We start from the raw sequence: 22,524 nt of genomic DNA, 5'->3' as shown, positions 1-22,524 counted from the left end.
TTTTTTTAACCTTGTGTAGAAAAGTAAACATAAAAAAATGCCGGATGAAATTTTCATCCGGCATTTACTTTTTAAAAAATATTAATTCGTGCTAATTCGTTGCAATAAACATTATTTAACAATCAGTTTCTTCGTCACATTAAATTCATTCGAATTAATATTTACAATATAAATCCCCGAAGCTAAACTGTGATTAATTTGTCCTGAAGTCGAAAGTCTTTCTGTTAAAACCGTTCTTCCATTCATGTCTGAAACCGTGATCGAAGCCACATCTCCAGCTTGTAATTCAGGCATTAAAACATGAAATTCACTATCAGTTGCCGGATTCGGATAAATGCCGATTACAGCCTCAGTTTCTGTAACAGTATCAATTTTTAAAGCCGATTTTCCTGTTCCAACTGTTGTTGGTTCTAATTGCCATTGTGCGCTATACCAGCCATCCTGAGAATTTCCGTATTGTGCCGATCCTGTTTGGTTTTCAACATGAATAATATTTCCAGATTGCCATCTGTTTCTCAATCTTGTCCATGTTCCGTCGATATAATCGCTAGACCATTGTGCGCTCCAGAAAGTAGTATCTGTAATATTACATTGAACACTACCAGTCTGGCCTTCAATATTAATTAATTCACCAGTTGATACATTTTTCAGCACAAAATAAGTCGCATCTATAGCAATTTTTTGCCATTTGTAACTGTTGCCCGAAACGGTAGTTCCGTAACCAACATTTGCTCCGGCATCAGATAAATAAGCGCCAGTCCATCTGTTTTTGATCGTGTAATAATTTCCTGTTGCAGTTGAAACTGTTACTGCACAACTACTTGTTTTGCTTCCGTCAACAGTTGTAACCGTAATTGTTGCGCTTCCATTTGCTGCAGCTGTAATTAACCCTGATGCATTTACCGTTGCTACAGCTGTATTGCTAGAACTATAAGTAACCGATTTATTTGTTGCATTAGCAGGAAGAATTGTCGGCGTCAATTGTTGCGTTCCGCCAACAGCTAATGAAGCTGTAGTTGGACTCAAACTTACACTCGTTACTGCAACATTTGTTGCGTTTACCGTTACCGCACAAGTCGCTGTTTTTGCTCCATCCTGAGTGGTTACAGTAATAGTTGCAGAACCTGCTGCGATTGCAGTTATTAATCCAGTTGCGTTTACAGTTGCGATAGCCGTATTGCTTGAACTATAAGAAACCGTTTTGTTCGTTGCCGTTGCAGGGGCAACTGTTGGTGTTACTTGTTGTGTGGCACCAACCAATAAAGTGGCCGTTGTTGGCGATAAAGTAACTCCAGTAACCGCAACAACAGTCCCTGGATTCGAATCATACCAAGTGTTGTTCATGTACCAGCCTGTTTTGTTTCGGCTTAAATCAGCAGTTTGACTGGTTCCGTCATTGAAAATTAAATTGGTTGACGTTACGTTGGTGAACGTATAACTGTACCAACCATTTCCGACATCGGTCATATTAACTCCCGGCCAGGTGGCGTTTGCTAAAACTCCTGTTGGCAAAGCACTCCAATAATAAATTTTAATTCCAGTTCCCCAATTAGATGGTTTATAGAAGTAAACCGTAAAATTAGTATTCGGATTTACTGTAATTGCAGCAACTGCAGTTTTGTTTCCGTCTTGTGTTGTAGTTGTAATATTGGCTGTTCCTGCTGAAACCGCTGTTACAAGTCCACTGGAATTTACAGTTGCAATAGTCGTGTTACTTGAGCTATAAGTTACGTTTTTATTAGTGGCATTTGCTGGTAAAACGGTTGCCGTAAGTTGTTGTGTATTTCCTGTATATAAACTTGCAGTAGTTGGTGTAACACTTACAGAAGCCACTGGAATTGCCGCAACAGTAACTGCCGAAGTTGCTGTTTTGTTGCCATCAACAGTTGTAGCTGTGATTGTAGTTGTTCCTGCTGCTACAGCGGTTACTAACCCGTAAGCGTTAACTGTTGCTACAGAAGTATTACTGGATGTCCAGTTTAAATTTTGATTTGTTGCATTTGCCGGAGCGATCGTTGCGCTTAATTGTTGTGTAGAACCCAAACCAACTGTTACTGTGGATGGACTAACAGAAACACCTGTCACCGCAACAACCGGAGCATTGGTATTGGTTAAAACCAAATACTCATAAGCAGCAAATGATCTTGTAGCACCTGCAGTTAAAGTTACAGGAGCATTACCATTGTATGGATTTACATAAGTTCCCGCCAAAGCAGCCGGAATAACATAAGATTTAGAAGCATTTCTTAAATTCGACATTACAATTACTTTTTCAGTACCTAATGTTTTGGTAAAAATGCTAATATCATCATTCGCATACATCGTTAAATCTCCACGTCTGATCGCTGCGCTCGAAGTTCTGAAATTTAAAATCTTAGCAAAATCGGCAGCAGCAGTTGGATTTTGAGACCAATTGAATTTAAAGCCTTGCCAAGGCCAGTCGGTTTTGGGTTCGTAGTCGATTTCCTGTCCGCTCATTAAAAAAGGAACTCCTTTCATATAAGCCGAAACTAAAAAGTTTGCTACAATTCCGTTGTGATTATTGAAGATTACGAATGGTCTTTGCACGCCATTATCATTGGTATACGTATCATGATTTCCGGTATAACGAACAGCCTGATTTGAACCCGTTGCATTGGCATATTCGTAATCATTGATCGTTTGAAAGCGAGTCGAAACCGGACCACCGGCAGCAACATCCTTTAAGGCATTCCAAAACCATCTGTCACCAAAATTCATGTCAAAACCTGCCGTAAAATTGGCTTGTCTGTCTCCTTCGGCTAACATTAATAATTTATGAGAAGAAATTCCACGGATGTTTCCGATAACTTCAGACCAGAAATCTAATGGAGGGTTATTAGCATAATCGCAACGGTATCCGTCAACGTTTGCTGCTAAAATCCAGTAACGCATCGCATCTTTTATAGCGGCGCGTGTGCCCGTATTATTAAGGTCAAGAGCTGCGATATCGGAGAAGTTTCCTAATTGCTGAATAGTTGTGCCGCTTCTCATATAATACTCAGGATGCGTGGTCGTCCAGGCATTATCCCAAGAAGTTCCGTTGATGGCGATGTCTAAAATAACGGCCATTCCACGGCTATGAGCTCCATCTACTAAAGTTCTTAAATCGGAAAGCGAACCATATTCTGATCCCACCGCTTTAAAATCTTTAATACAATAAGGCGACGGCGAGCTGCGAGAATCGGTACCATGAGGATAAATGGGCATTAAATAAATAACGTTGGTACCGAGTGCTTTTATATTATCTAAACGGGCGGTTACTCCGGCTAAATTTCCGTTGGCACTAAACGGACGAATATGTACCTGATACATGTTTACATCCCGGGTATCGGGAACACCGGCAAAAGGCGTACCATACTGAGGCGGATCTTGTGCATAAACGGAACTTGCAAATAATAATAGAAAACAGATTATTGTTTTCGTGAAATGAAATAATCTAGTGGTAATTTTGATTTTCATAATTTCGGTTTTTTGCATGCTTGTCAGCATCTCTAACTAAAATTCATTCTCACTCGCATTGGTTTTAAATTTGACAAACATGTTGTGGTTAATAGTTTTCAAGTAGTAAAATTTTTAATTTTTGTCCATAAAAGTGGACGATATTTTTTTGCCACGAATTGCACTAATTTGCACTAATTTTTAGGCAATAGTAATTCTTGCCAATTCGTGAAATTCGTGGCAAAACTTTTAATTACATGTGATAAGTATGTAATCTTATAACTTTTTCAATCCCTTTAATTCAGTTGCATTTCCTTCTTTGATGCTGATGGCAACACCTCCGCCTGGAGCTAAATACTGCTTTAAAATTGTTTTTGCGGTTATAACAACTTTTGTGACAGTATATTTCTGTGGATTTTTATCCCAGTTTGCTTCTTTAGCATCAGCATAAATTGTGGCGATGAATTTTTTGCCTGCAGGTAAATAGTCAAATGTGATGTTTGCAGTTCTCGCATTTTCGTCTGTGATTCCTCCCACAAACCAAGTGTCTTTTCCTTTAGCTTTACGTGCAATTGTGATGTAATCTCCTGGTTCAGCTTCTAAAATATAACTGTTGTCCCAATCGACTGCAACATCTTTAATGAACTGAAAAGCATCTGGAAAACGCTCGTAATTCCCTGGAATATCAGCCGCCATCTGTAATGGACTGTACATCGTAACATAATACGCCAATTGTTTTACCAAAGTTGTGTTGACACGTTGTGTACTTCCAGTTCCGTAATACGAAAGATCAGTTTGGAAAATTCCTGGCGTATAATCCATTGGTCCACCCATCAAACGGGTAAAAGGCAAAATAGTAGTATGATCCGGTGCTAGACCTCCCATTGATTCAAACTCTGTTCCTCTTGCAGATTCCTGCGCAATCCAGTTCGGGAAAGTTCTGTTCAAACCTGTTGGTCGAACCGCTTCGTGACTGTCAATCATAATTTTATAATCAGCAGCACGTTTGGCTACATTGATATAATGATTCACCATCCATTGCCCGTCATGATGTTCGCCACGCGGAATAATTTTACCTACATATCCTGTTTTTACAGCATCGTATCCGTTGTCATTCATAAATTGAAAAGCACGATCTAAACGACGCTCGTAATTCGTTGCAGATCCTGAAGTTTCGTGATGCATGATAATTTTAACTCCTTTTGAAGCTGCATATGCATGAACTGCTTTTACATCAAAATCCGGGTAAGCGGTTACGTAATCAAAAACTTCTTCTTTCCAGTTGTTGATCCAGTCTTCCCAACCGATATTCCATCCTTCGATAAGAATCGCATCAAAACCATTCTTCGAAGCAAAATCAATATATTCTTTTGCTCTTTCAGTTGTAGCTCCATGTTTTCCATTTGGCGTAAGCTTCGTGAAATCATCTGTAAGTTTTACGTTGTTTTCTTTTCCGAAAGCCCAGGTACTTCTTCCTGCTACAAAATATTCCCACCAGATTCCGATGAATTTTACTGGTTTGATCCAGGATACATCTTTGTAACTTGTAGGTTCGTTGAGGTTCAGAATTAATTTTGAAGCCAAAATATCCGTTGCTTTATCACTAACGACAATAGTTCTCCAAGGCGATTGTGCATCCGTCTGCATATACCCTTTTGCCCCCACTGCATCTGGTGCTAAATGACTGCGCATTTTATTATTTACGGCATCAACTTCCAGATACATTGCCGGATAATTGATTAATCCCGCTTCGTGAATATTGATGTATAAACCATCATCAGATTTCATCATAGATGGCGTTTGAACAGCAAGTTCTTTTATCGGCCACTGCGAATTAATTTCGATCGTGGCTTTTTTCATCAACGAAGGAATCTCAGAAATTTTCGAAGTCGTGTACGCATATTCATTGGTATCATAATCGCCCGGAATCCAGAAAATTTTATGATTTCCAGCCAGATTAAATTCAGAACGCTCTTCTTTAATCACAAAATAACTCAGGTCATTTTGCTTCGGAAATTCATATCTAAAACCTAATCCGTCATTGAATAAACGGAAACGAATGCGAATATATCTGTTGTTGTTTTTCGCTTGCGCTAAAGTGACAACCAATTCGTTATAATGATTACGAATGGTTTTTTCTTCCCCTAAAACCGGATTCCAATTTTCATCAACAGAAGATTGTGCTGTATTTGTTACGGTAAAACCATCCAAAAACGAAGGCAAATTTTGAAGCTCTAAACCCAAAGAACTTGGTTTTATAACTGCTTTTTGGTTATATGATAATTGGTAAGACGGAATTCCGCCTTCTTTTAATTCAAATTTTAAGGAAAGATTTTTGTCTGGCGAATTGATTTCCTGTGCCTGAATCCATAAGGAGTTCGCACACACGAAAAGTAAAAGCGCTAGTTTTTTGCTCAAACGAATTTGAAGCCTTTTTTGGGATTGAAAATTCATGTTATTTAATTTTTTGCAAAGCTAATTTTTAAAATTGCTTTAGTATTAGTTTTTCAATACTAAATATTGAAAAGGTTGTAGTGTCACTTCGGCACCAACAGTTACGGCATTTCCGCTAAAAGCATCTTTCCATGTTCCTTTTAATGTAGGAGCAACCAAATAGTTAACAGCTGAATTTGTTAAATTAGAAAGAACCAGCACTTTTTCAGTATCGTTTACCATTGTAAAAGCACTTACAGCATTAGTACTGTATCCTGTATAAGCTCCTTTTTTTATAGCATTACTAGCATTTCTGAAAGCGATTATTTTTTTGTATTCTGCCAAAACAGCTGCATCAGCAGTAGACCAGTCGATTGGCGTTCTTGAAAAATAATTGATTCTTTGATTGTATCCTACTTCTTGTCCGTTGTAAATCATTGGAACAGATTTCAAATAGGCAGCAACAACAAATGTAGCTATAGAACCTTCTTTTCCTCCAAAAAGTTCATAAGGAGTTCCTTCAGAAAGGTTCACATCATGATTGCTTGTATATCTTACAATTCTATTTTCAGGTTTGTAATTGTTTGCATATTCGGCAGCGTTTGAATCCTGAATAGTAGTGGCAGATTTATTTTCTTTGAAAAGTTTTTCTAAAGTCGAGAAAAAGTTAAATCCAAATGTATAATCGAAACCAGAAGCAAAATGATTCACTTTTGTACCCTCAGCAAGCATTAATATATTTTGATTTTTTTTGATGTTTCTTAATTTCGTAATTGCATCTGTCCAAAAGTTTTGAGGAACGAAATCAGCATAATCGCATCTGAAACCGTCAATGTTTGCATTGTAAACCCAATATGACATTGCATCAATCATGGCGTCTTTCATTTCTGTATTATTGAAATCCAATTGCGCAACATCATTATAATTTGTTCCAGGAGGAATGATGATTTCTCCTTTGTCATTTTTTTGATACCAATTTGGATGTTGTGTAATCCAGGCATTATCCCAAGCTGTATGGTTGGCAACCCAGTCTAAAATAACAGCCATGTTTTTTTTGTGTGCTTCTTCAACCAAAACCTGCAGATCTTGTAGCGTACCAAAATCAGGGTTTACTGCTTTGTAATCTTGCACAGCATAAGGTGAACCCAATTCTCCTGAAGCTTTTATTTTTCCAACAGGATAAACAGGCATTAGGTAAATCACATTTACGCCTAATTCCTGAATTTGGGCAAGTCGGTCCTGAACACCTTTTAAAGTTCCTGCCTGACTAAAAGCACGAATGTTTACCTGATAAATGATAGCGTCTTCCTTATTTGGCATTTTTTCAAAAGAAGCGCCATATTGGGTATAAGGGGAAGGGGCAATAGGGGTGGAATTGTCATCAGAAGAACTGCACGAAATAAAAGCCAATGCAATTAGCAGCGTGTAGATGATGTTTATATTTGATTTCATATTTTTTAAATTTGATTAAATAAGTACAAAGTTTAAAGATATCCTGCCTTTCGCTCAAAAAGGCAGGTATCACTCAAACTAATCTAGCTTATTTTAATGTTAGATTATTTTTTAACGATAGTACAAGTTGCAGTTGCAGGGTAACCATTTGATACCGGATCTACTTCGTTTATTGTAAAGGTTACTTCATAAGTTCCTTCTAGTCCAATGCTATAAGCAGCTGTATTACCAAGGTTAATTGTATTGGTTGAAGCATCTGCAGGACCATAATTTACGTCCCAGGAATTATTTAATCTAAACTTTAAGGCTCCTGGCAGTAGGGTGGTAGTAATTTTCCATGTTTTGTTTTGATGATCATAGCTCATTGGAGTACTTGCATCCCAACTTCCTGCTGTTGCTGTTCCAACAATTCCCCATGAATAAGGTGTGCCGCTCCATTTTAAAGTATTTAAATTTACTTTTATTTGATATGAACCTGCTCCTGGAAGTGTTAAATCCGTATCACTCATGTTTTTTAAATCAGCATTTGTTGCACCTGCACCGTAGAATTGAGCCCAGTTTCTTGCTTTATTTAATTTAAACCCAGGACCTGAACCATCAGGCACAGTCATATACCCCTGATAAATTCCTACTTGTATTTCAGTTAATGCAGCTGCTGTTTCTATACCCCATCCCTGATAACTTCCCGGCATATATATTTCGCCGAACACCACTACTTTTTCGTAAGGGGTGACCGTTATTGTAACAGGATTGGAATAAATTCTATGATCCATCGAAGACTCTACGCGTATTACTAATTCTCCGGCAACATTCGGTTTTAGCCCTAATTCTGTAGCGATTTTGTTCAATTCGAAGACGGTAAAAGATTTACTTAAAACATCTTCACCAACTTCAACTCGTTTAGCTTTTCCCCAAGCCTCGCTTCCTTTGATGTCAGTCGTTAAGTCAAATTGTAGCGCATAGGTAACAGGCGCAGCGATCGGATAAGTCACTTTTGGCCATGAAACAAGTAACGCTTGCTGATCAGACACATCTTCTTTAAGTACAATTGTTTTCGATGAAACTTCAATCGCAGCAGGGAAACTTACTTTTGCTAAAGTTGTTAGTTGTCCATCAGTTTCGCAGGAAGCAGCTAAAAAAAGCAAACTGCCTAGTACGAATAATTTATTTATATATTTTTTCATAATAGTTTTTTGTTTTTAGTAACCAGGATTTTGTTTAAGTCCGGGATTAGCATCCAAAGCAGATGTTGGAATTGGGAACAATTTTCTAAAAGCAGGAGATGCTGCTCTAAACTCGTTTGCTAATAAAAATTTGTCAAAACGAATCATGTCTTGTCTTCTGTGACCTTCCCAGTTTAATTCGAATCCTCTTTCGTTATAAATATCATCTAGGGTTGGATTTCCTTCCAAAGGATCTAATCCCGCACGTTGTCTGATTTGATCTACAAAAGGTTTTGCCGCAGCAGGATTTCCTAAACGAGCATTACACTCTGCCATCATTAAAATTACATCAGCATATCTGTAAATCGGGAAGTCATTTGAAGCTCCTCCACCAGTTTGTGCTCCTGCTGGATAAAATTTAATGTTGCGAACGCCAGCCTGAGGATCAGCTCCCGGATCATCTAATGAAGCAACATCAAGAGTATAATTAAATCCGCCTTTTTGTTCTCCAACTAAAAACTGTTTTCTTCTAATATCCTTTAAATCGTATTTCAGGAAGAAATCTTTAGGAACTATAGTTCCGTTCCAGGTATCAAAACCAAATAGAGCTTTTCCATGTGGTCCATACAGACTGCGATTGGTGTAAATATTACGTGATACAACATCAAGAGTAGCATAGATAGGTAAAATAGTTTCATCGTCCGGCAGTACATCTCCAAATAATTCGTAGTATTTATTTCCCAGAGGACTATTAGTATTTTCTTCACCTGAATGTAATGTAAAACCACCTTCGCTTACTTTGTTACAAGCAGCAAGACACTCGTTCCATTTCTCTTCTCCTGTATATACCTTCGCATTTAGATATACTTTTGCTAATAAGGTATATCCGGCCCATTTATTAAATCTTCCGTAATAATTTCCGCCTTTAGTTATTGAAAGTAATTCTACATTTTCGGTTAATTCCTTTACAATAAAATCAAATACTACTTTGCGGCTTGCCTGAGGAATCTTGTCTACCGTAATATTATTATCAGTATAAAAAGGAACATCTCCAAAATCATCAATCAATAAATAGTAAAAAAAAGCACGTACTACTTTTGCTTCCGCTATTTTTGAAGGATCAGCATTTCCTTTTTCTAATAGCTCAACTGCTAAGTTGGCTTTGAAAATACCATTGTATAACCATCTCCAGGTATTATTAATAATACCCTCGCTTGGAAGCCATACATGTTTGTGCAAACGGGCAAAATCCTGTTGCCAGTTACCGTCATTTCTATGCGGAATAACCTGCTCATCCGATGACATACAGTTCATATCATACCAGCCGTTATCAGCTCCTGCATAACCTACTCCAGGGACACCTTTGCGTTCAAAATCACCCGGAATTTCAGCATAAACACTTGCCAATGCAATATTGGCTCCCTCAGGAGTTCCGTAAAAGCTGTCAGGTTGATATTTATCGTATACATTTTCGTTTAAATCTGTACAGCTAAAAAGGCTTAGGAAGCATACACTTCCTGCTATTACTATATTTTTAATTTTCATTTCTTTTTACTATTTAAATTTTACAGTCAAACCAAATGCAATGCTTCTGGTACGAGGATAAATACCTTTATCTCCTCCAAAAGTTTCTTCATTATTTGCGCTTACGTTCAATTCCGGGTCCAAACCTGTGTAATCTGTGATAAGAAGCAAATTGTTTCCTGTAAGAGAAAGTCTAATATTGTCTACATATTTGTCAGTAAAACGGAAAGTATATCCTGCTGTAACATTATCCAAGCGTATGTATGAACCATCTTCTAACCATATATCAGATCCGTATGGAGAAGAACGAATTCCTTTCTCAACACCGCTTTCTAAAATATTTGAACTACCCGTATTCTCCAGCATGCTCAACCTTTGGTTAAGAGTGTTGTAGATTTTATTCCCACCGGAACCTCTCCATAACATAGAAGCATCAAAATTCTTGTATCTGTAAGTCGGATTAAATGCAAATGTATAAGTTGGTAATGCTGATCCTGCATTATAGCGATCTGCGCTTCTGGCACCTTGATCTATAAGTCCGCTTCCATCACGATCCTTTACAGTTTCGACACCATTCCCATTAACTCCCGTATGCTCTAAAATATAAAATGAACCAATTGGTTGTCCTTGTACTAAATAGGAGTTTGGTGCGCCCCAGCCCACATAATTAGTATTTAAAGGAATACCATTAATGCTGCCGCTTAAATTAAGCACTTCGTTTTTCATGAAGGATACGTTTCCTGCTAAGGTAAGTGTGCTGTTTTCTGATTTAATAACATCATACGCCAAAGCAACTTCTAAACCTTTGTTTGAAATACTTCCTACGTTTGCTTTAATTTGATCGTATGGATAAGGTGGTTGCGGTACAGTGTAGTTGAACAATAAATTATCTGTTGTGGAATCATAAACATCTACACTACCTCTCAACCTATTGTCTAAAAGAGCAAAATCAAGTCCAATATTGGTTTGTTTTTTGGTTTCCCATTTCAAATCAGCATTTGCATTTTGAGAAATACCAAAATTGGTAATAAGCGATCCTCCAAAATAAATAGTTCCGGCACTATCCACTAACGGCAGTGAAGTTTGTGGCACAAGACCTTGCTGATTACCAGTTTCCCCATAACCTACGCGTAATTTTAATTCAGAAAATAAATTCTGATTGGTCATGAATGATTCTTTGTTAATTTGCCATGCCACAGATGCAGACGGGAAATTTCCCCATTTGTTGTTAGTACCAAAAACAGATGAACCATCTCGTCTGATACTTGCTGTAAGTAAATAACGATCTAATAAAGAGTAGTTTAATCTTCCTAGATAAGAAACTAAAGACCTGTCATTTTTATAAGATCTGATATCTGCGGCTCTCACTTTAGATAAATCACCGAACTGAAGTGCATTGTAACTAGCTTCATCACTGATAAAACCTCTTGCCTGAGTGAAATTACCCTGATAAGTTTGACTTTGCCATTCGTATAAAGCCAATGCATTAAAGCTATGGATTCCGAAAGACTTTTTGTAGTTAAGACTTAGATTGGTTAATTTTTCATTTTGTCTGTTATTTTCAATATTACCAAAACCGTTCTGCTCAACTGCATCTGCAAAAGTAGATTTTGCCGGCATATAATATCCTGCAGTTCTATTCGTTTTTCTCCAGCTTCCAAACCAGTTTGCTGCAAAGCCTTTGCCTAAATCTAACTCTGCCTTTAAACTTCCAAATAAATTGTCATTTTGAGTTTCATTGGTAACTTCTTGTGCAGCTGCATAAGGATTTAAGTAATGAAATACGGTCGGATCTGTAAAGTAGCTTTCATCAGTATTAAAAACAGGATCTGTTGGTCTGGCTAATAATGCATTTGTAATTAGGTTAGATGAATAACCTACAGTTCCAATATTCCCAATACTGCTTGTTACATTATTTACTCCTGTATTTAAATTAAAAGTCAATTTTAATTTGTCATTAAGCGCCAATTGCGTTGCTTGTAAACGACCAATATATTTTTGATTGCTTGAATTAATTACTACACCATCTTGCAGAATAGCCGTGATAGATGCTCTGTAATTAAATTTATCAGTTCCTCCACCAAATGATAGTGTATGCGTTTGTGTGATTCCGGTTTGCGTTAAAAGACCGTACCAATCTGTATTCGAACCATGATTTGAAGAGGCGGGAACGCCAACATTTTGAGCAGTTTCCCACCACTGATTTGCATCCAGCATATCCAATTTTTCTGGAATAAAATCTATAGAAGTGTATCCTATATATTCCATCGTAGTTTTGCCTGCTTTATTTTTTTTTGTGCTTACAATGATAACCCCAGGTGCTCCTCTTGAACCGTAAACCGCAGTAGCTGAAGCATCTTTTAAAATATCTATACTTTCAATCTCACTTGGCGGAACCTGATTTAACAAATCCATGTTTCCCTGAATTCCATCAACAACTACAAGCGGATCATTTCCTCCAATTAAAGAAGAAATACCACGAATACGAACACTTGGTGTTGAACCTGGTTCACTTCCAACCTGAGTAATATTTACACCCGCAGCTTTTCCTGAAATCAAGGACAATGGATTTACAATTGCACCCTGATTCATGTCTTTTGCTGCTACGGAGGAAACAGCTCCCGTAACATCTCTTCTGGAAGCAGTACCATAACCCACTACTACAATTTCTTGTAAATCAGTTGCATCCGGAATAAGCTGAATATTTATAATGCTTTGATTAGCAGTTACTTTTTTTTCTTTATATCCAATAAAGCTTACTATGATTACAGATGAAGTGCTTTCAACCGTAATCTTGTATTTTCCGTCAAAATCGGTTACCATTCCATTTCTGGTTCCTTCTTCAAGAACAGAAGCTCCAGGTAATGGCAAACCATTTTCATCAGTAATAACACCAGAAACTGTTTGTTTTTGATATTTAACGACCTCCGTTTTTAGCCCGGGCTTTTTTAAAATGATCTGAGTATCTCTAACTTTAAATTCAGTTGGAGTTCCTTTAAAAAGTTTATCTAAAACAATATTTATGGGTTGATCTTTTACAGAAATTGAAATTGTTCGATCTAAATCGATATCACTCAATTTGTAAATAAACCTGAAATCTGTTTTTTGCTCTATGGTCTCAATAACCTTTTCGATAGTTGAATTGTTTAATTCCAGGGTTACTTTTGTCTTTTGGGCATAAGTATTCCCTCTAATATTAAACATGGCGACCAAAATAAGTAGTGTAGTTAGTTTCAATTTTAGGTCATTTTGGAACACTCGGTATAAAAACCCAGTATTCTTTGATTTTTTTTTCATAATTTTGTTAATTGATTGTAGTTAATTCGTTATATTCAATCACTTAGTTAATCGGAAATTGTTCGCAGCTCTTTCCGATTTTTTTATTCTAGTATTTTCTCTTCATTTATTTTCATTGGTTTTAGTGGTTATTTAATTAGTATTTGATTGTCTTTTATGGTGTAATTAATGCCATGAATGTCATTAAAATAGCTCATCACATTTTCGATAGATTCTTCTTTGAAACTTGCATTGAATTTCTCGTTTGCCAGTTTTTCATTTTTATTTACAATAGTGACATTGTAACGTCTTTCTAGTTTTGTAATAATATTTTTGAAAGTCATATTTCTAAAAGTAAGTCCGCCATTAATCCATGAAGTATAAATGTCTGTGATAACAGGTTTTGTAAAAATCTGGCTATTTCCCTTATTGAAGCTTCCTTTATAACCCGGTTTAAGAATAGTGTTTTTATTAGCATCAAATTCTTCTTTTACATTATACATTCCAACAGAACCTTCAACTAAAACGATATCTGTTACAGCATCTTCAGGATAGTTTGAAACATTAAAATGTGTTCCTAAAACACGAACATTCAAATTGTCAGCATTTACGATAAAGGGATGTTTTTTATCCTTGGCGACCTCAAAGAAAGCTTCTCCATCTAAAAAGACCTGTCTGTTTTCGCCGGCAATAAATTTCACAGGATATTTTAAAGTAGTTCCGGAGTTTAAATGAACAAGAGTTCCGTCAGACAACTGCAATTGAAATCTTTTCCCGTATGGAATCTTGATGGTGTTATAAGCGATTTTTTCTAAATCAGAATTATTGTCGTAAGTAATTTTATCTCCGTCCTGATTTCCAACTATATTTCCGTCAGCATCTCTTACTTCAACTTTATTATTCTCAGAAATAATCTGAATATTTCCATTTTCTAATTGTAATACAATGTCAGTACTTTTAAAATCGAATTTTGGTTCTGATTTAGTATTGAAAGCTCCCTTTTGATAAGCAAACCCAATTCCTAATAAAACAACTACCGAAGCAGCTATCGAAATGTATTTTCTGAAATTTGATTTTTTAGGCGCGATAGAAATTGTAGTTTCATTTTCTTTAGCAGCACCCAAAATGTTTAAGAAAATATCATCAGCAGTTTTCTCATTCATTTTTGGCATTTCGCCCAAAAGATTTTGAATGTCTTCTACAGTCGGAAAATCGTCTGTAAGTTGATTTTTTTTGTAATAGGCAATTACTTCATTTGTTTCCTCAGGGGTACATTGGTTTAAAACAAACTTTTGTAAAAGGTTTTTTATTTCAGAATTTGAATTCATTACGAATTGTTTTTAGGTCCGGTTTTTATATAATACAGTTGAAAGGAAGTTGAGTACTACTCAAACGTTATAAATTTTTTAATTTTAACATTTTGATATTGAATAAACCTTTGTTAAGTGTTGATTTTGCTGAATTCTATCATGAAGAATAATTTTTATGCTAGAAATCATGTTTTTGTCATTTAAACTGTTGATTTAACCGAAAAGTTCGCAAAGGTTTATGCAGAGAACGCAATGAATAAACCTTTGCGAACCTTGCGTAGATCCTCACGTTCCTTGCGGTTAAACAAAAAAAATCATCCGAAAAGGATGATTTTAATGGTTTGTGGTTTTTTGGTTTAGATAATTTCATCATGAACGTGAAAAAAGACTCGCATCGATTCTAATGCTTTACTCATTTGGTTCCTGACTGTATTTATAGAGATGCCGAGTTCCTGACTAATTTCTTCGTAACTCATGCCTTTCTTTCGTGACATTTTAAATATTTGCTTTCGTTTGGGAGGAAGCTGTTTCATGGCCTGCTTTCGAAGTTTCTTACAGTCCGCTTCCCGTATGGAATAATCTCCATATTCATGAGATTTTTGACTTTCGTAAAAAACAGCTTCTTTAAGAGCCAGATCGTTTGCAGCTTTATTTAGGGTATTAAAAGCCTGATTTCTTGCAATGGTAAAAATGTAGGCTTTAAAAGACTGATCTGGATTTAAGTTTTCGCGATGCAGCCAGACTTTCATAAACACATCCTGCACATTTTCTTCGGCTGCTTCTTTCGATTTTAAAAGACTAATGCTGTAACCATAGATATCCTGATAGTATAAATCAAAAAGTTGGCGAAAGGCTTTTTCGTTCCCATTTTTGAGTTCACTAACTAATAATTGTTCGCTATGGTTTTTTGTTTCCAGCAATTTAATTAGTCTTTATTTAATTCTAATTATACCAAACTGTCAAACGGAAGATTCTTGTTTGACTCGTAGCAAATATATAAAAATATTATTCGCAGCAAATTATATGTAAAAAAACTTAATTCTTATTTTTATAACGTTTTTTGAATGAATGAGACAAAAACAGTCTAAAAGTACCCTTTTTTCAAGTAAGTGTGTTTTTGACGCTTTAGTAAATTGTTATTTAATTTAGAATTTATCTTTTGAGAATATTCTTATTTGTGAAAATGAAAATTTAAAGAGAATGACAAAAAACAATTCAAAAAAAAATCCTTTTGTCTTCAATTGAAGGACAAAAGGATTCTATGAAAATTAAAATATAACTTAGTTTTTAAGATCTTTAATTACTTTGAATGCAACATCAACCTGATCTTCTCCCACTAAAATGGTGAATTCATTTGAAGTAGAAATTACCTCATTGATGATAATTCCTTCCCAGGCCAAACGCTGGAAAATGAAGTAATAAATACCCGGAACCACAATGTTTTCTTTTGGTAATTTTACTGTAATCGAAGCTAAATTATCTAATTTTTGAATTAATTTTTCACGCATAAAGTGCTTTTCAACTAAATGATTTACACTGCTGCTGACAACAATATTCGTCTCATTTACACCACGAGATGAGGTGTAGAAAATATCAGACAACGCATTAATATCAGAAATTAAATCGGCTTGTTTATTTAATACAGTTTCTGAAGCTGCAAAAGTGTAATCCGTCAACTCAGAACGAACCGTAATTTCACCAATATTCTTGATTACTTTATTGATTTTATGGTTCAATTTAAAATCTAATTCTTCAGTAAGTCTTTTAAGTGACATTACTACAGCGCCTTGTTTTACTTCTTTGCCAAATTCGCTTTCTAATTCGGTCATAATGTTCCGAGAAAGAGAGGTTAAATTAATTATTCCGAGAGATAATGCATTTAATAAAAACGGCTTTGTTTTGATGTAATTTTCGACGATTGAAGAAACGGTTTTCATAATTTTTTTTCTTTTTTTTTGTAACGTAATTGTGTTGGTTTGGTTTAATAGTGATGTTATAAATCTTGACAAAGATAAATAAAAAAACAATTTGTTACAATTATAACAATAAAAAAATATGTTAAAAATGATAAAATGCGTCGGTAAGATGTTCAATTGCAAATGTTTCACCGTCTTTATGGATCGCAATGATGTCAAAACGAACCTCCATCGCATCATCAAAATCCATTTCCCTATCGTTTATGTAGGCATTTACTGATTTTATGAGTAACTGAATTTTTTTGGGTTTCACAAAATCCTGCGGATCTCCAAAATCTAAACTCGATCTTGTCTTAACTTCGACTATGGCCAAATAGTTGTCTTTTTGTGCAATGATATCAATTTCAGCCTTTTGAAAATTCCAGTTTCGGTCTCTTATTTCCTAACCATTTTCTTGAAGAAAGTTTAAAGCCAATTCTTCTCCTTTTTTTCCTAGTTCATTGTGTTCAGCCATTTTTTTAAGTTTTCAGTCTCAAGCACTGTGCGGTTAGTAATTTCACGCAAAGACGCAAAGTCGCAAAGAATTAAATTAAAACTTTGCGTCTTTGCGTGATTTTATGTGGTATTTAGATTTCCCTAATTAAAGATTATTGGGTAGAAATATTACTTTTGAAAAGTAAGCGTACTTCCAGATGCATTTACATCAATAGTTACGGTATTTCCCATAATCAAAGCTCTATTGTCCTGAATATGACCGGCTGGGAAATTGAAGATTACAGGAATATTATATTTTTTGGTTACATCGTCTATAATTTCGACTGCATTTTTACCCCAGGGAACTTCGTTATCTTTCATTTTTGTCATTCCTCCAACAACAATTCCCTTCAGGCTCTCGATGCAGCCATTGCGACGAAGGTTCATCATCATACGATCAATATGATATAGATATTCATCTAAATCTTCTATAAATAGAATTTTATCTTTACAATCTATTGCCGATGGAGATCCTAACAAACTGTACAAAATAGATAAATTTCCACCCACTAATTCGCCGGTTGCTTTTCCGAAACGATTCATTTTGTCCGGACCAACGGAGTAAGATACTGGCTCTCCAAACAAACTCGATTTCATAGAACTGATGGCCGCCGGAGTTGCTCTCGGAATCGTTACAGGCATTACGCCATGAATCGATTTATAGCCCATTGTATTTAAATGGTTATGTAAAACCGTAACATCACTAAAACCAATAATCCATTTAGGATGTTGTTTGAATTTGGTAAAATCTAATAAATCAAGCATTCTCACAGTTCCATATCCACCACGAACACACCAAATTGCCTTAATATTCGGGTTATCCAATTGCTTCTGAAAATCAGCTGCACGTTGCTCATCTGTTCCAGCTAATTGGTTAAAATCAAGTCCAATTGTACTTCCAACAACAGCTTCTAAACCCCAGCTATGCAATAAATCTATAGTAGGTTTAAGGTTGTCGTCGATGTTTTTTCTGGCAGTTGCTAAAAGTGCTATAGTATCTCCTTTTTGTAAATAAGGTGGTGTGATCATGTTTTGTTGAGATTGACAGGTGAGTGATTGTAAAGCAAAAATAAGAAATACGAATTTATAGCGTGTAAAGTGCTTCTTTAAATTTTTATATATAGGGTTGATCATAAGTTGTAATTGGAATAGAATAACAAATATAGGGATTTTAAAAATTTAAATTATTAGAAATTTCCTACAAAACAGTATTTTCGTAATTTTATATTTTTAAATACTCAGCAATTATGCGCAACTTTCAAGCCAGAATTTATTTTATTTTTCTTCTATCAATTGCAAATTTACAAGCACAATCCAAAAAATATATCATTCACACGGTTGCATTTTACAATTTCGAAGACCTCTTTGATACCAATAATGATCTCAATACCAATGATGACGAATGGACGCCAACAGGAGCACAGCATTATCGACTCCTTGCAGCAAATTAATCCAAAGGCCAAAGTTTTTACAATGGGAGTTTTAAATGATGGTCCGTTTAATAGAAGCATAAAAATAGCTTTAGGAGCAAAGGCGAAAAAGAAAGAAGTTTCGGAGTTTGGTGTTTTCAATCCCTTTGAAGAAATGGCCAACAAAGGAATGGGAACTATTGCTTTTCGGGATTCCTGGGATATTTTCGATCATGATGACAGAATCTGTTATAAAACCCGATCATTCCGCTTTTACGTTTTGGAAAGCAGGTATTTTTAATCGCCCTTTTTTAGTTCAGACTTCCGGTCAATACAAAGGATATCCGCTTCGGCATAGTCAGACAGAAGTTGGTTTTAGCGATCACTTTCCTGTTTATATTTATTTGATAAAAGAAAAAATATAAAGCCGCAGTTTACGGTCTCAGTTTATAGGTTTGATCTGAAAACGGAGACTGTGACTGAAAACTTTTCCTTAACTTAGCTACTCAGAAACTTAGTATCTTAAAACATGTCAATAGCAAAACCTTTCAATCTTACTAAATGGATTGACGAAAACCGTCATTTATTAAAACCACCAGTTGGAAATAAAAATCTCTATGTTGATTCCGGTGATTATATTGTAATGGTTGTGGCGGGCCCAAATGCCCGAAAAGACTATCATTACAATGAAACCGAGGAGCTTTTTTATCAGCTTGAGGGAAGCATAAAAGTTGTGATTCAGGAAGATGGTGAACGCAAAGAAATGGAATTGAATGCCGGCGATATGTACCTGCATCCTGCAAAGATTCCGCATTCTCCGGTTCGTTCAGCTGGCTCAATTGGATTGGTAATAGAGCGCAAACGCGCCGGAAAAGGTTATACCGACGGATTGCTTTGGCATTGCGATAACTGCAACCATAAATTATACGAAGTGTATTTTGAGTTACACAATATCGAGAAAGATTTCTTGCCTCATTTTGAACATTTCTATAATTCAGAAGAGTTAAGAACTTGTGATAATTGTGGAAGTGTAATGGAATCTGATCCGAGTTTTGTGGCGAAGAAGTAGTTTAATTAGGAGCTAATCCCGCTATCGTTCCAATCTTTGCTTTTTAATGGAAAAAGCAAAAGGATTTCCACTTCTATCGGCGCTAGGGCACTCATTTTCAAAAGAAAATTAATTTTTGTAATCATGAATCTTTGTCAAAGTTTTAAACTTTGACAAAGATCAATACCAAAAGAAAAATCTTTTTAATCTAATAATCTGCGGCTAAAGAAAAACTACAATTCAAAACGTTTCCCTTGATCAGGATAAATAATTTGTACTCCTAAATCATTCTGATTTTTGATCTGTTCTTTAAGCGTTACAATATTTTTTGTTGGCGGTTTTAAATGCGTCACAATAATTTTAAAACCTTTCAAAGTTCCTTTTCCAGCTAACTCTTCTAAAACGTGAAGTTCTTTCATCAAATAATTTGGAGTCAGATGGCCAAATAAAAATTGGTCCGGCTGTTCGTTTGGAAAGGATACTTCAATAAAAATTCCTTTTAGTTGTTTGTTTTTTACAAGTGGAGCAATTGCTGTCCATAAATCTTTCAAATCGTTACTTTTCTCTACTGCATCAGGTCCCGTATCTCCTAAATATAAAGCGTAAGCATCTCCATTTTTAATCAAAAAAGCTGTACTCTCAAAAGGATTGACATGGCTTAACGGAAAAGCTTTTACTGTCATTGTAGTATTGGTAATTGGAATTTCTTCGCCAATATTTAAAGTTTGGAAATGATACTTTTTCAAGGGTTTTCCGGGGCCTATATCTCCAAAATTAGCCCAGCTCTGATCATTAAAATAATGATTTTTCATCATTTCCATACATTTAGTAGTAGCATAAACGGTCTTAGCTGAATCGGCAGGAGAATTAATTATTAAACCTGAAACATGATCGAGATGCGCATGCGAAATGAAATACCCTTTTATATACTTTCTCAAAACTTCGCTCGTTGAAACTTTGAAACTTTTATTTTCGATTGCTTTTTCAATTCCGGCATTTATAGTTCCTGCATCCAAACTGATATAATCGTTCGTATTGATTGGTGCCAATAAATAAGCCGATAGATTTTTTTCGTCAATACCGCCTTTTACTCCCAAAGGAACAACCTGAAAAGAAGGTTTCTCTGTTTTTTGCGAAAAAGCATTCAATGAGATTAAAAAGAAGCACAGCAGAATACGATTGAAAATGGTCATATTTAAGTAATTTTGTTAAGGCAAATTTCATGAATTAAAGCGAATAAAACGATCCATATTTCCGAAATTCATCATAAATAGCCCTAAATTTACTTTGTTTTTAATGATGGAATTGGATCAGAATTCAGCTCGAAATAATATCTTTACAAAAAAAATATAACAATTTTAACTAAAAAAGTTACAATGACAACAATAGCATCGCAATTTGGAATGAATGAGGCTCTGGATAAATTGGGCATCAAATTGATAAATGACGGAACATCAACAGGATTACAATACTTTTCATCAGGAGAAATTCTGGATAGTTTTTCACCAGTTGATGGAAAATTAATTGCTTCGGTAAAAATGTCAACACAGGAAGATTACGAAAAAGTAATGCGTTCAGCGACGGAAGCATTCAAAACATTTCGTTTGATTCCTGCGCCACAACGTGGTGAAATTGTACGTCAGTTTGGAGAAAAATTACGTCAGAATAAAGAAGCGCTGGGTAAGTTGGTTTCTTATGAAATGGGAAAATCATTGCAGGAAGGATATGGAGAAGTTCAGGAAATGATCGATATCTGTGATTTTGCAGTAGGATTGTCTCGTCAATTGCACGGATTAACAATGCACTCTGAAAGACCAGGGCACCGTATGTATGAGCAATATCATTCATTGGGCGTTGTCGGAATCATTTCGGCATTCAATTTTCCGGTAGCAGTTTGGTCTTGGAATACGGCTTTAGCATGGATTTCCGGAGATGTTTGTGTTTGGAAACCTTCTGAAAAAACACCTTTATGCGGAATTGCATGCCAAAATATTATCGCTCAGGTTATCAAAGAAAACAATCTTCCGGAAGGAATTTCATGTTTGATTAATGGCGATTACAAAATAGGGGAGTTAATGACAAAAGATACTCGTATACCTTTAATTTCTGCAACAGGGTCAACCCGAATGGGGAAAATTGTTGCACAGGCTGTAGCCGGACGTTTAGGAAAATCATTGTTGGAGTTAGGTGGGAATAATGCCATTATTGTAACTCCGGATGCTGATATTAAAATGACTGTTATTGGGGCTGTTTTTGGAGCCGTAGGAACTGCTGGACAGCGTTGTACATCAACTCGTCGTTTAATTATTCACGAAAGTATTTACGATAAAGTGAAAGATGCTTTAGTGGCAGCCTATAAACAATTACGTATCGGAAATCCGCTTGACGAAAACAATCATGTTGGACCACTTATTGACACATATGCAGTTGAAATGTATGCAATCGCTTTAAATAAGGTTGTTGCTGAAGGTGGTAAAATTTTAGTAGAAGGTGGAGTGCTTTCAGGTGATGGTTACGAAAGTGGCTGTTATGTAAAACCTGCAATTGCTGAGGCTGAAAACTCTTTCGCAATTGTGCAGCATGAAACATTTGCTCCGGTTTTATACTTAATTAAATATTCTGGTGAAGTGGATAATGCAATCGAAATTCAGAATGGAGTAGGACAAGGATTGTCTTCTGCAATTATGACCAATAATTTGCGTGAAGCCGAAAGATTTTTATCTGTGGTTGGATCAGATTGCGGAATTGCAAATGTAAATATTGGAACTTCAGGTGCTGAAATTGGTGGTGCTTTTGGAGGAGAAAAAGAAACCGGAGGAGGTAGAGAATCTGGTTCTGATGCCTGGAAGATCTATATGCGACGTCAAACGAATACAATCAATTATACTACAAGTTTGCCTTTGGCACAAGGGATTAAATTTGATTTGTAGCAAGTTCTAAAACTTAAATAATGTAAAAAGGCTTCCAAATTTGGAAGCCTTTTATTTTTGAAACCTGTTT

14 protein-coding genes and 2 pseudogenes are annotated in these 22,524 nt (G+C 35.8%); 4 read left to right on the top strand and 12 right to left on the bottom strand.

The features are described 5' to 3' along the window. Positions 1-111: 111 nt before the first annotated feature. The 11 genes and pseudogenes from Q7C23_RS01085 to Q7C23_RS01035 all read right to left on the bottom strand — a co-directional run bounded on the left by Q7C23_RS01085 (position 112) and on the right by Q7C23_RS01035 (position 18,096). On the bottom strand, positions 112-3,480 hold the full coding sequence (locus Q7C23_RS01085) for an Ig-like domain-containing protein (protein ID WP_375030788.1): 3,369 nt from the start codon (positions 3,478-3,480) through the stop codon (positions 112-114). Positions 3,481-3,735: 255 nt separating this feature from the next. Further along, positions 3,736-5,913, bottom strand: coding sequence for a glycoside hydrolase family 97 protein (locus Q7C23_RS01080; RefSeq protein ID WP_375030787.1), 2,178 nt, complete (start codon positions 5,911-5,913; stop codon positions 3,736-3,738). Positions 5,914-5,958: 45 nt separating this feature from the next. After that, positions 5,959-7,344 carry an alpha-amylase family glycosyl hydrolase gene (locus Q7C23_RS01075; RefSeq protein ID WP_375030786.1) on the bottom strand — a complete coding sequence of 462 codons (1,386 nt, stop codon included), beginning with the start codon at positions 7,342-7,344 and terminating at the stop codon, positions 5,959-5,961. 104 nt (positions 7,345-7,448) lie between these two features. Continuing rightward, positions 7,449-8,528, bottom strand: a complete 1,080-nt coding sequence (locus tag Q7C23_RS01070; protein ID WP_375030785.1) for a SusE domain-containing protein — start codon at positions 8,526-8,528, stop codon at positions 7,449-7,451. Between the two features lie 15 nt (positions 8,529-8,543). After that, positions 8,544-10,052 carry a RagB/SusD family nutrient uptake outer membrane protein gene (locus Q7C23_RS01065; protein ID WP_375030784.1) on the bottom strand — a complete coding sequence of 503 codons (1,509 nt, stop codon included), beginning with the start codon at positions 10,050-10,052 and terminating at the stop codon, positions 8,544-8,546. A 9-nt stretch (positions 10,053-10,061) separates the two neighbouring features. Then, positions 10,062-13,268 (bottom strand): TonB-dependent receptor, encoded by a 3,207-nt coding sequence (locus tag Q7C23_RS01060; RefSeq protein ID WP_375030783.1) that lies wholly within the window; start codon positions 13,266-13,268, stop codon positions 10,062-10,064. Positions 13,269-13,456: 188 nt separating this feature from the next. Then, entirely contained in the window at positions 13,457-14,635 is a 1,179-nt protein-coding gene (locus Q7C23_RS01055; protein WP_375030782.1) for a FecR family protein, read from the bottom strand. 338 nt (positions 14,636-14,973) lie between these two features. Then, positions 14,974-15,537 (bottom strand): RNA polymerase sigma factor, encoded by a 564-nt coding sequence (locus Q7C23_RS01050; protein ID WP_375030781.1) that lies wholly within the window; start codon positions 15,535-15,537, stop codon positions 14,974-14,976. A 360-nt stretch (positions 15,538-15,897) separates the two neighbouring features. Next, positions 15,898-16,554, bottom strand: a complete 657-nt coding sequence (locus Q7C23_RS01045) for a hypothetical protein (RefSeq protein WP_008466087.1) — start codon at positions 16,552-16,554, stop codon at positions 15,898-15,900. 121 nt (positions 16,555-16,675) lie between these two features. Next, positions 16,676-17,047, bottom strand: a pseudogene (locus Q7C23_RS01040) (YraN family protein). Positions 17,048-17,196: 149 nt separating this feature from the next. Next, a complete protein-coding gene (locus Q7C23_RS01035) occupies positions 17,197-18,096 on the bottom strand; it encodes an LD-carboxypeptidase (RefSeq protein ID WP_375030780.1) in 900 nt (299 codons plus the stop codon). A gap of 218 nt (positions 18,097-18,314) precedes the next feature. Between Q7C23_RS01035 and Q7C23_RS01030 the strand changes: the two genes are divergently transcribed. The 3 genes and pseudogenes from Q7C23_RS01030 (at position 18,315) to Q7C23_RS01020 (ending at position 19,545) form a co-directional block, all read left to right on the top strand. Then, positions 18,315-18,518: a hypothetical protein gene (locus Q7C23_RS01030; protein ID WP_375030779.1), complete on the top strand. Its 204-nt coding sequence runs from the start codon at positions 18,315-18,317 to the stop codon at positions 18,516-18,518. Beyond that, positions 18,445-18,901 (top strand): annotated as a pseudogene (locus Q7C23_RS01025) (hypothetical protein). The gene Q7C23_RS01030 and the pseudogene Q7C23_RS01025 overlap by 74 nt, the downstream one beginning before the upstream one ends. Before the next feature lie 104 nt (positions 18,902-19,005). After that, on the top strand, positions 19,006-19,545 hold the full coding sequence (locus Q7C23_RS01020; protein WP_375030778.1) for a 3-hydroxyanthranilate 3,4-dioxygenase: 540 nt from the start codon (positions 19,006-19,008) through the stop codon (positions 19,543-19,545). A gap of 212 nt (positions 19,546-19,757) precedes the next feature. On the opposite strand, the gene Q7C23_RS01015 is transcribed toward Q7C23_RS01020, so the two are convergent. Then, positions 19,758-20,717: an MBL fold metallo-hydrolase gene (locus tag Q7C23_RS01015; RefSeq protein WP_375030777.1), complete on the bottom strand. Its 960-nt coding sequence runs from the start codon at positions 20,715-20,717 to the stop codon at positions 19,758-19,760. 183 nt (positions 20,718-20,900) lie between these two features. Here Q7C23_RS01015 and Q7C23_RS01010 point away from each other — a divergent pair, with 183 nt between their 5' ends. Further along, positions 20,901-22,454: an aldehyde dehydrogenase family protein gene (locus Q7C23_RS01010; protein WP_375030776.1), complete on the top strand. Its 1,554-nt coding sequence runs from the start codon at positions 20,901-20,903 to the stop codon at positions 22,452-22,454. The last annotated feature ends 70 nt before the right edge of the window (positions 22,455-22,524 follow it).

Source organism: Flavobacterium sp. LAR06 (assembly GCF_041946075.1).
GTDB lineage: Bacteria > Bacteroidota > Bacteroidia > Flavobacteriales > Flavobacteriaceae > Flavobacterium.
The sequence above is the reverse complement of the archived record's forward strand: the minus strand, read 5'-3'. Positions and strand labels throughout refer to the sequence as shown.